The sequence below is a fragment of the Phascolarctobacterium sp. Marseille-Q4147 genome (genome assembly GCF_017968825.1).
Taxonomy (GTDB): domain Bacteria; phylum Bacillota; class Negativicutes; order Acidaminococcales; family Acidaminococcaceae; genus Phascolarctobacterium_A.
Window position 1 is genome coordinate 727,385 of sequence record NZ_CP072874.1, and the last position, 14,052, is coordinate 741,436.

16 protein-coding genes are annotated in these 14,052 nt (G+C 45.9%); 5 read left to right on the forward strand and 11 right to left on the reverse strand.

The genetic code is table 11. The annotated features are described in order from the left end of the window. Positions 1-6 precede the first annotated feature (6 nt). The 3 genes from thiH to KAH19_RS03395 all read left to right on the forward strand — a co-directional run bounded on the left by thiH (position 7) and on the right by KAH19_RS03395 (position 2,464). Positions 7-1,224 carry a 2-iminoacetate synthase ThiH gene (gene thiH, locus KAH19_RS03385; RefSeq protein WP_210685098.1) on the forward strand — a complete coding sequence of 406 codons (1,218 nt, stop codon included), beginning with the start codon at positions 7-9 and terminating at the stop codon, positions 1,222-1,224. After that, a complete protein-coding gene (locus KAH19_RS03390; protein WP_210685099.1) occupies positions 1,217-1,795 on the forward strand; it encodes a thiamine phosphate synthase in 579 nt (192 codons plus the stop codon). Before thiH ends, KAH19_RS03390 begins: the two co-directional genes overlap by 8 nt. Positions 1,796-1,936: 141 nt before the next feature. Then, the gene (locus tag KAH19_RS03395; protein WP_040564460.1) at positions 1,937-2,464 is read left to right on the forward strand and encodes an inorganic diphosphatase; all 528 of its coding nucleotides are present in this window, start codon (positions 1,937-1,939) and stop codon (positions 2,462-2,464) included. Between the two features lie 178 nt (positions 2,465-2,642). Here the strand turns inward: KAH19_RS03395 and alr are convergent, their stop codons facing one another. The 6 genes from alr to KAH19_RS03425 all read right to left on the reverse strand — a co-directional run bounded on the left by alr (position 2,643) and on the right by KAH19_RS03425 (position 6,407). Further along, positions 2,643-3,761 carry an alanine racemase gene (gene alr / locus KAH19_RS03400; protein WP_009144443.1) on the reverse strand — a complete coding sequence of 373 codons (1,119 nt, stop codon included), beginning with the start codon at positions 3,759-3,761 and terminating at the stop codon, positions 2,643-2,645. Positions 3,762-3,916: 155 nt separating this feature from the next. After that, positions 3,917-4,060 carry a FeoB-associated Cys-rich membrane protein gene (locus KAH19_RS03405; RefSeq protein ID WP_210685100.1) on the reverse strand — a complete coding sequence of 48 codons (144 nt, stop codon included), beginning with the start codon at positions 4,058-4,060 and terminating at the stop codon, positions 3,917-3,919. A 381-nt stretch (positions 4,061-4,441) separates the two neighbouring features. After that, positions 4,442-4,999, reverse strand: coding sequence for a hypothetical protein (locus KAH19_RS03410; RefSeq protein ID WP_210685101.1), 558 nt, complete (start codon positions 4,997-4,999; stop codon positions 4,442-4,444). A 93-nt stretch (positions 5,000-5,092) separates the two neighbouring features. Beyond that, positions 5,093-5,299 (reverse strand): hypothetical protein, encoded by a 207-nt coding sequence (locus KAH19_RS03415; protein ID WP_210685102.1) that lies wholly within the window; start codon positions 5,297-5,299, stop codon positions 5,093-5,095. A 101-nt stretch (positions 5,300-5,400) separates the two neighbouring features. Continuing rightward, the gene (locus tag KAH19_RS03420; protein WP_210685103.1) at positions 5,401-5,769 is read right to left on the reverse strand and encodes a hypothetical protein; all 369 of its coding nucleotides are present in this window, start codon (positions 5,767-5,769) and stop codon (positions 5,401-5,403) included. A gap of 188 nt (positions 5,770-5,957) precedes the next feature. Next, complete coding sequence (locus KAH19_RS03425; RefSeq protein ID WP_210685104.1) at positions 5,958-6,407, reverse strand: hypothetical protein; 450 nt, start codon at positions 6,405-6,407, stop codon at positions 5,958-5,960. A gap of 203 nt (positions 6,408-6,610) precedes the next feature. On the opposite strand from KAH19_RS03425, the gene KAH19_RS03430 reads away from it, so the two are divergent. Beyond that, positions 6,611-7,249 carry an isochorismatase family protein gene (locus KAH19_RS03430; protein WP_210685105.1) on the forward strand — a complete coding sequence of 213 codons (639 nt, stop codon included), beginning with the start codon at positions 6,611-6,613 and terminating at the stop codon, positions 7,247-7,249. Between the two features lie 58 nt (positions 7,250-7,307). On the opposite strand, the gene KAH19_RS03435 is transcribed toward KAH19_RS03430, so the two are convergent. Both KAH19_RS03435 and KAH19_RS03440 read right to left on the reverse strand, forming a co-directional pair. Beyond that, positions 7,308-8,534: a Xaa-Pro peptidase family protein gene (locus KAH19_RS03435; protein ID WP_210685106.1), complete on the reverse strand. Its 1,227-nt coding sequence runs from the start codon at positions 8,532-8,534 to the stop codon at positions 7,308-7,310. Positions 8,535-8,577: 43 nt separating this feature from the next. Continuing rightward, positions 8,578-9,387, reverse strand: a complete 810-nt coding sequence (locus KAH19_RS03440) for an HAD-IIA family hydrolase (RefSeq protein WP_210685107.1) — start codon at positions 9,385-9,387, stop codon at positions 8,578-8,580. Between the two features lie 104 nt (positions 9,388-9,491). Between KAH19_RS03440 and KAH19_RS03445 the strand changes: the two genes are divergently transcribed. Continuing rightward, on the forward strand, positions 9,492-10,139 hold the full coding sequence (locus tag KAH19_RS03445) for an HAD family hydrolase (protein WP_210685108.1): 648 nt from the start codon (positions 9,492-9,494) through the stop codon (positions 10,137-10,139). A 39-nt stretch (positions 10,140-10,178) separates the two neighbouring features. Here KAH19_RS03445 and KAH19_RS03450 read toward each other — a convergent pair whose 3' ends face one another. The 3 genes from KAH19_RS03450 to KAH19_RS03460 form a co-directional block, all read right to left on the reverse strand. Next, on the reverse strand, positions 10,179-11,105 hold the full coding sequence (locus KAH19_RS03450) for an alpha/beta hydrolase (RefSeq protein ID WP_210685109.1): 927 nt from the start codon (positions 11,103-11,105) through the stop codon (positions 10,179-10,181). Between the two features lie 271 nt (positions 11,106-11,376). Further along, positions 11,377-12,315: a M23 family metallopeptidase gene (locus KAH19_RS03455; RefSeq protein WP_210685110.1), complete on the reverse strand. Its 939-nt coding sequence runs from the start codon at positions 12,313-12,315 to the stop codon at positions 11,377-11,379. Between the two features lie 13 nt (positions 12,316-12,328). Beyond that, on the reverse strand, positions 12,329-13,939 hold the full coding sequence (locus KAH19_RS03460; protein ID WP_210685111.1) for a polysaccharide biosynthesis protein: 1,611 nt from the start codon (positions 13,937-13,939) through the stop codon (positions 12,329-12,331). Positions 13,940-14,052: the final 113 nt, after the last annotated feature.

Here is a 14,052-nt window from a genome sequence, read left to right on the forward strand (position 1 = left end):
GACAGCATGAAGAACGAAGATAAATTTTTTAACAACAGTATTTATGATGAGCAGGCAGCAGCCTTCAGCGAAAAACAGCTGACCGATCCGATGCAGTATCAGGAGGGCATGGAAATTATCGACTCCGATATTTTCGATAAAGTGCAGACTGCCCGCGCCGCTTACGATTATAATAAATATACGGAAGCAGACGTGCTTGCAGCCCTCGCTCACAGCGAGCGTACACCCGAGGACTTCGCGGCCCTGCTTTCGCCTGCCGCTCTGCCGCTTTTGGAGGAGATTGCACGTGCCGCACAGGTCGAGCGCCAGCGTTACTTCGGCAACAACGTCACCTTTTTTACGCCGCTGTATATCGCCAACTACTGCGAAAATTACTGCATTTACTGCGGCTTCAACAGCCATAATAAAATTCAGCGCGCCTGCCTGAGCAGCGAGCAGATTGCTGCCGAAATGCAGGCTATCGCCGCTACCGGCCAGCAGGAAATTCTCATTCTCACCGGTGAAAGCCGCAAAATGAGTGACGTGCATTACATCGGCGAGGCCTGCAAGCAGGCACGCCAATACTTTAAGGTTGTAGGCGTAGAAATCTATCCGCTCAACAGCGATGAATACGCTTATCTGCATGAATGCGGCGTAGATTACGTAACTGTTTTCCAGGAAACATATAATAAGGATAAATACGCACAACTGCATCTGGCAGGTCATAAGCGCGTTTTCCCCTACCGTTTTTACGCACAGGAGCGCGCCCTGCGCGGCAAAATGCGCGGCGTTGGCTTCGCCGCTCTGCTCGGCCTAGACGACTTCCGTCGCGACGCCCTTGCTACCGGCCTGCATGCCTACCTGCTGCAAAAGAAATATCCGCATGCGGAAATCGCCTTCTCCTGCCCCCGCCTGCGTCCCATCATCAACAATGACAAAATTAAACCGATGGATGTGCATGAGCGCCAGCTGCTGCAGGTTGTCTGCGCCTACCGCCTGTTCATGCCCTTCGCCTCGATTACCGTTTCCAGCCGCGAATGCGCGCGCGTGCGTGATAACCTGATGCTCATTGCCGCCAACAAGATTTCCGCCGGCGTCAATACAGGCATCGGTGCGCACAGCAAAAAGCAGGAGCTTGGCGATGAACAGTTTGAGATTGATGACAGCAGAAGTCTGCAGGAAATCTATGACGCTCTGCTGAAAATCGGTCTGCAGCCTGTAATGTCGGAGTACGTTTATGTCTGAGCTGCCGCTGATTGCCGTTACGGACAGCGCCATCTGTCCCCGTCCGCTAGCTGAGCAAATAGAGGATCTGGCAAAGCTTACGAAGCTGCGGCCGCAGGCTGTTATCCTGCGTGCGAAGGCTTTAGACAAAGCAGCCTATCGCACGCTCGCGCTGCAAGCACAGCAAAGCTGCGAAGCTGCAGGTATACCGCTTATTTTGCACAGCGATTGGCAGCTGGCACGCGAGCTTGGTGTAAAAAGACTGCATCTACCGCTGGCGCTTTTACGCCAACTGCCAACGTGCGAGCGTGCGCATTTCACCTGGCTTTCTACCTCAGTTCACAGCGTTGAAGAGGCAATCGAAGCACAAGTGCTTGGTGCTACCATGCTCATCGCCGGACACATCTACACTACGCAGTGCAAGGCAGGCCTTGCACCGCGCGGTCTTGGCTTTCTGCAGGCTGTCTGTAACGCTATAAGCCTGCCGGTTTACGCCATTGGCGGCATAGGCTTCGCTGCTGAGCAGCACGCCGAGCTTCTTGCGAATGGAGCACGCGGAGCGTGCGTAATGAGCGCTTATATGAAGTTGTAATAATGTTTGGTAAAAGTTGTGAAAAATCGCCCTGCAAAATTTGACATCGACCTCCAGAACATCTATGATTAAGAGAGGAATTTGTGAGCAACATATTTATTTCTGTCCCAAAGCACAAGAGGAGGCAAAAACGAAATGACTATGAATATTTGGCATGACATTGACCCCAAACGTATCTCTCCTGACGATTTTATTGCAGTTATCGAAATCCCCAAAGGCTGCAAGGTAAAGTACGAGCTGGACAAGGAAACCGGTCTGCTCAAAATGGACCGCATCCTGTACACCGCAACTCACTATCCTGCCAACTACGGCTTTATTCCCCGTACCTACGCAGCAGATAACGACCCGTTGGATGTGTTGGTTTTATGCTCCGAAAACGTTGTACCGATGACCTTGATGCGCTGCTACCCCATCGGCGTTATCATCATGGAGGACAGCGGTGATATGGACGAAAAAATCATTGCGATTCCCTTCGGTGACCCGATGTATAATTCCTACAAATCCATCAGCGAGCTGCCGCAGCATATCAGCGATGAAATGATTCACTTCTTCAGCGTGTACAAATCCCTTGAGGGCAAAAGCACCGCTCTTGAAGAGGCACATGATGTAGACAAAGCAAAGGAAATCATCAAGCAGTGCCAACAGCGCTATAAAGATACCTTTTGCTGAAAAATAACCATGTAAAAAAAGGCTATTGCGTAAAATTGCTTACGCAGTAGCCTTTTTAGGTTGAAGCAGCTCTTCCGCCCACAAAAAAAGGACTGCCTTTCGCAAATGCGTCCAGCAGCCATAAAATAAGGGAAAGCGTATTTTGTTAAGAAGCAACGGCTCACGCCAATGCTTCTTTTTAGTTGCCGCGTACATATTCACGCGGCACACGCGGGCTCACGTCGCAGACAATTTCATAGCAGATAGTATCTGCCCATTCCGCAACCAGCTCCATTGGCAGCTCACGGCCGCCAAACACGATAACCTCACTACCCAGCTTAACGTCCGGAATATCCGTTACGTCCAGCATCGTCTGGTCCATGCATACGCGTCCGATAATCGGCGCCTTTTTGCCGTTGACCAGCATATACCCGCGGTTAGACAAGCGGCGGCTCACGCCGTCGGCATAACCGATAGGCACAGTAGCAATAACACTAGGTCTCGTCAATGTATAGGTTCTGCCATAGCCGATGGTTTCACCGGGTGGCAGTGTTTTCACAAAAGCAACCTGCGTCTTTACAGTCATAACAGGTTCAAAATCCTTGTAGCAGTCAATCATATGCGCCGGGTGCAGGCCATACAGGGTGATTCCCTGACGCACCATATCCAGCTGATATTCCTGCAGCTCCGTCAGCGCAGCACTGTTGGCGATATGACGGATAGGGATATGCACTCCCTCCGCTTCAATCAGGCGCAACGCCTCCTGAAAGCGTTCAAACTGATAGGCAGCATACTGCTTATCATCGGCGTCAGCAGTCGCAAAGTGACTGAATACGCCCTCGATATAGATACCGGGCAAGGACGCTGCCAGCTTGGCAAACCTGCCGGCATCACGCACATGTACACCGATACGGTGCATACCTGTATCAATCTTAATATGTATTTTAGCCTTAGTATGCAGCTTCAAAGCCGCCGCATTCAAAGCATATAAGCGTTCTTCATCAAATACTGCATGGCTGATATCATAGCGCACGCAGATTTCCGCAACCTCCGGCAGCATTGAGCCAAGCACCAGAATCGGTGTTTCAATGCCGGCCTCGCGCAGCTTCACGCCCTCCTGCAGGAGAGCTACCGCAAAAAAGTCTGCACCATTACGCGCTGCTTCCTGCGCTACGCGCACAGCGCCATGACCATAGGCATCTGCCTTGACGACAGCACATAATTTGGTTGTCGGCTTCAGATTGGCCTTAGCCATCTGCACGTTATGTGCAACTGCATCTAAATTTATTTCTGCCCACGCACCACGTTGAATATGCACAATGGCATCCTCCTCAGCTTATCGTCCAAAAAATAAACCGCAGGCAAAGCATCGTTGCTGCGGCATCAAACTTACCCGTGAATTTTGTTTAGCATACAATAATTTTATAAAACTCTAATATTAGCATATAACCAACAGGGGATTTTGTCAACATTTTATTTTTTTATCGAGTTGCAGTTTTTAGCATGCGGACAGCCGGAACAGCCGTTGCACCCGCCGCGATACTTGTTGCCAAAATAACTGCGCACTGCCAAAATCACCAATATTACCAACAAACCACCAATAATATAGGTTGCCATCAGTCTGCCTCACTTTATAATTATCATTATTTGTTATATTAACCAAGAATTCTAGCTATAGTGTAAACCAAAATTATGCTTTTGACAAATGAATTCTTTGTGAAAGAGCGGCAGGAAGGATAATGCGAGAAGAAAACAAAAAACGAGCAATCAATATAATAACAAACAATTCTTCTTATTACTACTATCTGCGCAAGTTTAAGCCTATAATAAAATTATCCTTTATAATTATTGGATGCTATCTTCGGAAGTATAATATATTCTATTGATAACATGTACGCCAAAATTATTAAATAATGAATAATTTTTCAAACTGCATTATCCAAGAGATACACCTTCTGTTCTGAAATCACTAATTCCAAGCCACATTTGATATCAAAATCAACTTTGATATTCCTCAAGATTATCCATTATTTTTTTAATTATACCATCAAATTGAGAATCAAAGTCTTCCCTCTTTATTTTAAATTCAAAACCACTTACAGTATTACCGAATGATTTAGTTTTCTTATCTCTTTCAGGTACTTTAATTGTATATAAATTCTTCTCTTTTTCATACGTTATTCCAATAACATAATGTGCATTAAAGAACTTATTCCAAGTTTTATATTTTGTAAGTTTAAAAAAATTGCATTTTTCTACATCTCTCTTATACTCTGATAAGCTTAAAGCAATTGCGTCTTCAACCGACTTTTTCAAATATGATATGTTTTTTACGTTTATCAACTCTTTCATAGCTTCACCAAAGCCTATAGGGTTAATATGATATACTAATACAGAGATTTGAAAAGTATCACGCTCAATATATATATCTAATAATCCTAACATAATTTCACCTACTTTAGCATTCAAGTCCACATCATTTTTCGCACTCAAAATCTCACCAGCAATGCTGATGTCCTTTTTAGCATTCAGGCGGATATTTTCGTCGCTCAGCATTTATTATAGTCAACTACATATGTTTATATAATATCTCATAATAATCTTCATTGGTAGAAATCACTTCAACATATGATTGTTTTTTATAAAAAATCATTCTATTATTTCCTTTTTTCCATCCATTTTTTTTAAAAGATTTGATATTTCATCCTCTTTCAAATTTTTATCATTTTTATACTTTACTTTAATAATAGTTTTATCTCTAAAAAAACGTATACCCTTCTTTTCTTCAAAGCGAATTACTTCTCCAGGTAACTGCAGTTCTCTTGCACATGACCAAAAAAAAACGCTCTGTTTCATTTATTTCCATAGAATTATATAAGATCATATTCCCCACTATCTTAATCAAGCCAAAAAACAAAAATGATATAACTGCTACTAGCAATATATTTTTAACGAACCTATTGTTCATATGTTAATCCATCACCCCATCTCCCATTATCATATATTCGTAAAGTATATAAAAAGCCATTTTTTCTAAACACATAATAGTAAACTTCATTATCTCTATATTTTTCGTGATCAACCCATCCTTGTCTACGTAATATAGCTAAAAATTCTTCCAAATCAAAGTTTTTATCAGCATATAACGAATAATACCGCGGAACTTTATTCCCTTGCGGTATCAAAGTTTCGCTATCATCTGGTAACGGCAATTTGATATATTCATTAACGTATTTCAATTCTTGTTTTTGCAACGAATCTGAAGGAACAAACACATTATATCCACATAATAATATTATAATTAAATATACTATTTTATTTTTCATTTGTATTCCCCATGTATTCTAATTTCACATAAGCCACATTAGCATCTAAAATTGCTGCTTTTGTTCTAATAAAAGGTCATTATTATCTTCTGCCATCTTTTTCTGCGTAGGTACTACTCTGGTCTGTAACGCTTTCATATTTGCTATCAACATTATCATTGCTAACATTGCCACTAATTCCAACAAAATCAGCTTTGATATTTCTCAAGATTGTCCATTATTTTTTTAATTATATCATCAAATTGAGAATCAAATTCTTCCTTCTTTATTTTAAACTCAAAACCACTTACTGCACTTCCGAAAGACTTGGTAGCTTTTTTCCTTTGAAGCATTTTTATATAATATTCTTGGTTTTCTTCTATATAAGTCACCTCAACAACATAGTGCATATTAAAAAAGCGGTTCCATGTTTTGTATTTTGTGAGTTTAAATGGATCAAGATTTTCTTTATCTTCACTTTTATATTTATCTAAACTGAATTCTATGCATTTAATTACTGTCTCCTTTAAAGATTCATTGCTGATATTATCGATAATTTTTCCTATGCTTCTGCTAAACCCAATAGTCGTAACGTGATATATCAAAATAGATATTTCACCTGTGTTTTTTTCTATATATATGTTTAATAATCCTTTCATTTTGCCACCTACTCTTCATTAGCGATATTTGTATTATTTTCGGCAGCAAGGTCGACTTTTCCTGCTTCACTGGCTACGTTGCCACCTTTTATATTAATATCATTACCACTTGCAATACTGATAGCAAAAGCAATTTCCCTATTGCTAAAATTACGGTGGTATACTACAATAAGTCTAAATTAAAACAGAAAGCAGGGTTCCCTATGCAATTACCGGAAAAAAAATACATTGCCTCCTTTGATATTGACGCACAAAACACCTTCACCCCGGTCTGCCCCGATGAGCTGCCGGTTGCCGAAGGCGACACCATCGCACCCGAGCTGAACGCCCAGGCACAGTTCGCCAGCCTGCGCCTCGCTTCCCGCGACGCGCACAGCCGTTGTGCGCTCTGGATCAGCGACGCCGAGCACGCTCCGCTCACTCCCATCAGCGGTTATCCCGATCTTGATATCCGTTGGCCGGCACATGCTATTATCGGCACCAAAGGCTTTGACTTCATCGACGGCCTTGATGAAGCTGCCTATGATTATCAGGTATTCAAGGGCATTGAAGCAGATAAGCATCCCTACGGTGCCTGCTACCATGACTTGAAGGACACTCTTTCCACAGGTGCCATCGAATATCTGCGCTGCCATGGTATTACCACCATTATCTGCGGCGGTCTGGCAACCGATTACTGCGTAAAAAACACTGTACTACAGCTGAAGGCTGCAGGCTTCGATGTTATCCTGAACAAGGCTGCTTGCCGCGGCATTGCTCCCGAAACCATCGCAAGCGCTATGCAGGAAATGGCTGCTGCCGGAGTAAAATTCGTAGAATGCGCCAAGGAATTAGCTGAATAAGAAACTTACAAAAAATGCTGCAGGCTTGCGCCCGCAGCATTTTTGTTTTACCGTAATACTATTCAATTTCACGCAGTGCGTGTGAGCGACCGGTCAGCGAACGTGCGCCCTTTTCCGTAACCACATAGGTATTTTCCGTGCCTACCAGGCCTAAGCCCGGCAAAGCAATTTTAGGCTCTACGGCAAAGGTCATACCGGACTCCAGCGGCTGCTTAAAGCCCTTTGCTATAGCCGGCGCTTCATCCATCACCAGACCAATGCTGTGACCCAGGAATTTGCCGCCGTTCATAAACGCATCACCGTAAACATTATCAAACTTTTCCATGGTGCGCAAATACAGGTTTTCAATCGGCTCACCAGGCACCATCATGGACACTACCTCTTGCTCCAGCTCCAGGCAGCGCTCCTGTGCCGCCAAAAGTCTTGCGCATTGCTCGTCCTTTTGCAGACTGCCGAAATAATAAACGACTGTCTTATCGGTATGATAACCGTCAAATCCGCAGGGAACATCAAGATAAACCAATCGACCGGACTTCAGCTTGCGGAAAGCATTACCGATGGATTGCACCGCTATACAGGTGCCGCCGGTACCGCCGGGGCCGTCAAAGCCGGTGCGTACTAAACCGCTCTTGCCAAAGGAAGCCAGACCGACAACCTCCTCGCCCAAGGACTGGTTAAAGCGCGCTGTTCCGTGCGAGCCGCGCTGCACCATCTCGCTGTAAAGCTCGATAGCCAGCTGAGCCTCGCTGATACCTGCATGAATCAGCTTCGGCGCAACAACATCCAGCACTGTTTCATGAATAGCGCCGGAGCGTTCCATCTGCTGCAGCTCGTAAGCACTCTTGCGCAGACGCAGCTCCTGCAGCACAGCATCAAAAGAACCAACCTCTTCAAAAGCAAAATACTTATGCAGCATCCGCTCCCAGTCCAAGGTAGCCTTCTTCGTTTCTACATACATAATGCGCGGCGCACTGCCATAATAGGCAGCAGCCTCACGAAAGCTGTGCATCGGACGGATATCGCCGAAATGCGATTCGTTTACTGCACGCTCATAGTTGCGGCGCACCCAGAAAATTGCATCCTGCGGACGAATCAGCAGCACGCCTTCCTGCATCGTACCCGTAAAATAATACATCGCAATCTTATGATTGACTGCAGCCATTTCCCACCCCGGATGCATTTCATCCATCAGGCGGCGGAACTTCTCCAGACGCGCCTCCAGCTCACTGGCAGGCACAGGGCGAATAGCATCAGTCAATACAGCAGTCTGTTCCAAAACAGCCATAGCAATACTCCTTTCATTGTCAAAGCAAAGTATTTATCCGTTATTAACCAATATATTGCAAAATTTCCTTAGCATGCGGCAAAATAATATCCGGCTTAATAGAACCGTTTTCCACATCTTCCATGGTTGCTTCACCTGTCAGCACCATCACAGAAAGAATGTCATTGTTTAGGCCAAAGGCAATATCAGTTGCCAGGCGGTCACCCACCATAGCAATTTCCTCTTTTTTATAACCGGTTTTGTCCAAAACCACATCAACCATATACTTGTAAGGCTTGCCGAAAATCAGTTGCGGCTTTTTGCCGGTAGCAGTTTTAATCAGCTCCAGCATTGCACCGGTATCAGGAATGAATTCGCCGCCTTCAATCGGGCAACGCACATCAGGATGCGTGGCAACGTACGGCACACCCTTGTCAATCAGGCGGCAGGCGGTAGTAAGGCGGTCATAGGTAAGTGTCTGGTCAAAGCCGACAACTACATAATCAGCGCCCTCCTCTAATGTATTTGTCAGCGTAAAGCCTGCTTCCTCAATTGTTGCCAACAGCTGCGGTGTTCCCAGCACAAACAGCTTCGCGCCCGGTTTGTTCTTCTGCATCCAGTTGGTAAGTGCATCTGATGAAATCAAGATATTCTCACGTGTAACAGGTACGCCCAATCCGTTCATCTTCTGCACATAATGCTCGTGGCTACGGGAAGAATTATTTGTCAGCAGATAATATTCCTTGCCTGCTGCCTTCAATTTATCAAAAAAGCCCTCCATACCCGGAATCAGTTCGTTACCCAGGTTAATGGTTCCGTCCATATCAAAAAGAAAACACTTAATTTTCGCTAAGCGAGCGTAATCATAAGTCATGCTCTATCCTCCATACTTAAAATATAACAATATTATAAAGCATTTGCCTTATTTGTGCTACAATAGACGAGGAAGAAAATCTGAAGTTCAAAAGGAGATTAATCATGAAATATACAACCATTATTTTTGATCTTGACGGTACCTTACTCAACACACTGGCAGATTTAGCTGCCGCTACCAACTATGCTTTGGCAGAGCACAAGCTGCCTCAGCGCACCACAGACGAGGTACGCCGGTTTGTCGGCAACGGCATCCGCAAGCTGATTGAGCGTGCGGTACCGGCTGATACGCCTGCAAAGCTGCAGGAGGAGGTCTTTGCCAGCTTCAACAGATACTATAAGGAGCACTGCGCCGACAGCACCCGCCCCTACGAAGGCGTGCCGCAGCTTTTGCAGCAGCTGCGCGCTGCAGGCTGCCGCACCGCCATTGTTTCCAACAAGGCAGATTACGGCGTACAAGCGCTGGCTAAGCAATACTTTGACGGTCAGCTCGACGCTGCCTGCGGCGAGCGCGCCGGCATCGCAAAAAAGCCTGCGCCGGATATGCTGCTGGCAATCATGCGGCAATTAAAGGCTGAGCCCGCAAGCACTATCTATATCGGTGATTCGGATACCGACCTCGACACCGCCCGCAATGCAGGCGTGCCCTGCATCGGCGCCTGCTGGGGCTTCAGAGGTCGCGCCTTTCTGGAAGCGCACGGCGCTAAGCTGTTGGCTGAAAATGTAAGCGATATATGGGAGCTTATAAAGTAAAAGAGGCTGCCGTAAGGCAGTCTCTTTTTTATAACTATTTTACGCCAAGCAATCATCCATAAACTTAATCAGACCAGCTTCTACTTCATCGCGCAAGCACAGCTCATTGTGAATTTCATGACGGAAGCCCGGATACGGCTTTACGGAAACCTTATGTCCTGTTTTTGCCAGCAGATTGGCAACATGATACAAGCCCTCGCCGTAATTACCGCAGGGATCCTGATCACCGGCAATCAGATAGCTGGGTATATTTTGCGGCACCTTGGCAGCCCATTCATCATTTTCAATATAATAATACAGCTGCACGAAATCATAGCACAGCTCCAGCGTAGTATCAAAGGTATTGAACATATCGCCTGCATGGTCCTCAACAATGCGCGGATCTGTTGCAATCCAATCTGCCGGACCATTCGGATTTTCCACCCTGTCCGTCATACCGCAGAAAACACGCTCAAACCAGACGCCGCATGGCTGATACGGATCTGCCTCATAAGCAGCCTTGAATTCTGCATTAACATAGGCATCCTCACAGCCCTGCCACTGCGAGCAGACACCGCACAGCATCATACCTTTGATATCCTCACCGTAGATTGACGCATAAGCACGCGCCAGCATAGAACCCCAACTGTGGCCGAAAACGAAATACGGCAGCTCAGGATAAGCCTCTTTAGCAATATCATGCAAAGCCTTTTCATCCTTCAGATAGGTCATATAGCCGCCGGAATGCGGATCACCCAGGGTGCCTCCGTCATAGCCGGTTTTACCGTGACCGAGATGATCATCAGCAAACACTACAAAGCCTGCTTCATTGAACTTACTGATCATATGCAGATAGCGACGTGAATGCTCACCGTAGCCGTGAATCAGCTGTACAATAGCTTTCGGTTTGCCTAAAGGACTGTAGGACCAGCCCTTGATTGTATCTCTGCCGTTGGCAGAAGGGAAGGAAATTTCTCTGATGGACATAATGCGGACCTCCTCGCCTGTAATTATTTATAATATTAAGATAATGATAACACCTGCATTTCCTGCTGTAAAGCAATAATAGCGCTCCAAAGAATGTTTTACGTATTTTTTACACTAAATCCATCCTGCATATCCCTCATAATTTCTGACCAAGGCATACAAAAAACCACTACAACAAATTTGTCATAGTGGCTTACAAAATCTATTTTTAATTTTAACGGTCAGCTTAGCACTGAACTGTTTTACCGCTTATATTGATATACCGCAGTCTTTATTTATTTTTCAGCACATAGAACGGATCGATATTTTGTCCGTCTGCCAATACCTCATAATGAATATGCGGACCAGTGCTGTAGCCTGTACTGCCGACAAAGCCGATGATCTCGCCTTTGATTACCTTCTGCCCTGCAGCAACGGCAATGCCGCTCATATGTCCGTAGGCTGTTTCGTAGCCATTACCATGATTTATACGCACATAGCGCCCGTAGCCACCGTTCCAGCCTGCCTGTTCAATCGTACCAGCAGCCGTAGCATAAACCGGTGCGCCAAAGTCAACCGCTATATCCAGACCGGGATGCCAGTCATAACCGCCCTCAATCGGACCAGTACGCACACCATAATTACTGCTGATAGTGCCGCCGTCTGTAGGCCATTTATCCGGGAAGGACGCCATGCCGCCACCGGAGCCTTCAACCTCACTTAAGAGCTCGCTGACAGATTTTTTGGTACTATCAAGCATCTTTTTGATATTGGCATTTTGCGCTGTCAGCACAGCCATGGTGCCGTTGATATCCATTTTAGCAGGCCCGCCCTTGCCTGTATAAGACGTATTGGCAGACGTTTCCTTTGCCGCTGTCGAATCAACCATACTGGTACCTTCGCCCAGCTTGCTGCTGTCTACATCACGGATAACAGCACGGCGCAGCTTTTTCTCCAGATTAGAGATTTCCGCCATATCGCGCAGCATTCTTTCGTTATCCTGTAAAAGCTTCTGCAGCTTTGTCTGCTGCTCAGCCTTGTTTTGCTTATATGCAGCATAATCGGTTGCTTCGCTGCGATAATCAGCCAACTGATGATGTAAATAGCCGGCTGTGCCGACTGCTCCGACAAGAACCAGAGCAGTAACGGCAATGCCTGCCTTGAGCTTAGCATACGAAAAATTTACTACCTTGCCGTTTGGCAAGCGCAGCTCACATTTCCTTTCCTCCATTATTTTAATTACCTCACTTGAAAAGACCAAAGCGTTGGCCTACTGCCAACAATCTGCGTCCCACAAAGGGCACGTTGTCCAAATCCTCTTTATTCAGACCACCGCAGGCAAGCAGCGCCAATGCATAGACAGGAACAGCTGCCGCCATAGCAAACAGCACACACCACATACCCATGCTTTCCGTAAGCATCAGCACGCCGTAAATCGCCGCGCCCATAACACCGGAAGCAAAGCAGGGACGGATAATGCTGCCAACAGAGAAGCTATAGCCTGTCAGCTTGTAAATAAAGCCCATATTGATAATCGCTGCCACGGCAAAATCTGCCACCGTCGCCATTGACGCACCGCGGATGCCCAGCTCCGGCACAGCAGTAAGATACCAGCTCATAACGATTTTTACAATGCAGGCAATAATCATATTGATTACAGGGATTGCTGTGCGCCCAAGGCCTTGCAGAATACCTGTACTGATCTGATGCATACCTAAAAACAGAATACCGATGCTCATCGTCTGAATCGCAGGTGCCGCACCGGGAGCATTATACACGAGTGCCGCAACCTTTTCCGCCAGACAATATAACCCCATAAAGCAGGGGAAAGTAATAATCATCGCTACGCGGAAGGCGATACGGATTTTATCACGGATTGCATCAAAGCTACCCAGCGCACGAGATTCGGAAATTGACGGCACCAGACTAATGGTCATCGCAGCAGTAAAAATTGTTGCCAGATTAACCAAAGGTACAGCCATACCAGTCAGATAACCGAACAGCTCAGTCGCATGATGAATATCAAAACCGGCTGCTTCCAGACGCTGCGGCACAATCAGAAGGTCAAGGTTTGCACCTATCGGCAGCATCAGACTGGTCAGCGAAACCGGCAACGCCAGCTTCAGCAGACGCTTGATGATATGTCCGGCGCTTTCTACCGGCGCACTGTCATCCTGCTCTGCCATTTCCTTTTGCAGACGCTGCTTCAGACGGCGATAGAACCACATCAGCACCAAAAGTGCACAGAACGCGCCTACGCCAGCGCCCATGCTGGCACCGCCTGCAGCGAACGCCAGACCGTACGGCATAAAGAGGTCGGCAAAAACGAGCATGGTAATAACACGTGTCAGCTGCTCAACAATCTCACTGACCGCCGTCGGCGTCATAATCTGCCAGCCCTGCAGATAACCGCGGAAGCTAGCCAGAAAGGTTACGAAGAAAACCGCAGGCGCCAGAGCGATAATAGAATAATACGCACGGCTGTCGCGAATGATATGGTTATTAACCAGCCAGTCCGCACCGAAAAACAGTGAGGACGAAAACAAAAGGCCCGTCAACAACAGCACTCGCAGCGAAACATTAAAAACTCGCTTGGCTCCGCGATAATCCTTATTCGCCAATTTTTCGGAGGTAATAATAGATATTGCCACCGGTACACCGGCACTAGATACAGTGATTGCCATCAGATAGATTGGAAAGCCCATCTGATACAGGCCGATACCTTCGCCACCCAATACACGTGATAAAATAATCCAGTTCAGAGAACCGATAACCTTGACCACAATACTGGAGGCCGTGAGAATTAAAGTTCCCTTTAAAAATTTGCTATTCGAAGCTTTAGAATCTGCGCTCATAAAATCCCCTTGTTTATAGATAGATATACATTATAATTATCCTCTTTTCCGCGTGATTTTACAAGTACTTTTAACACATTTGTCATAAACACATCACTGCTTTTTGCTTGCAT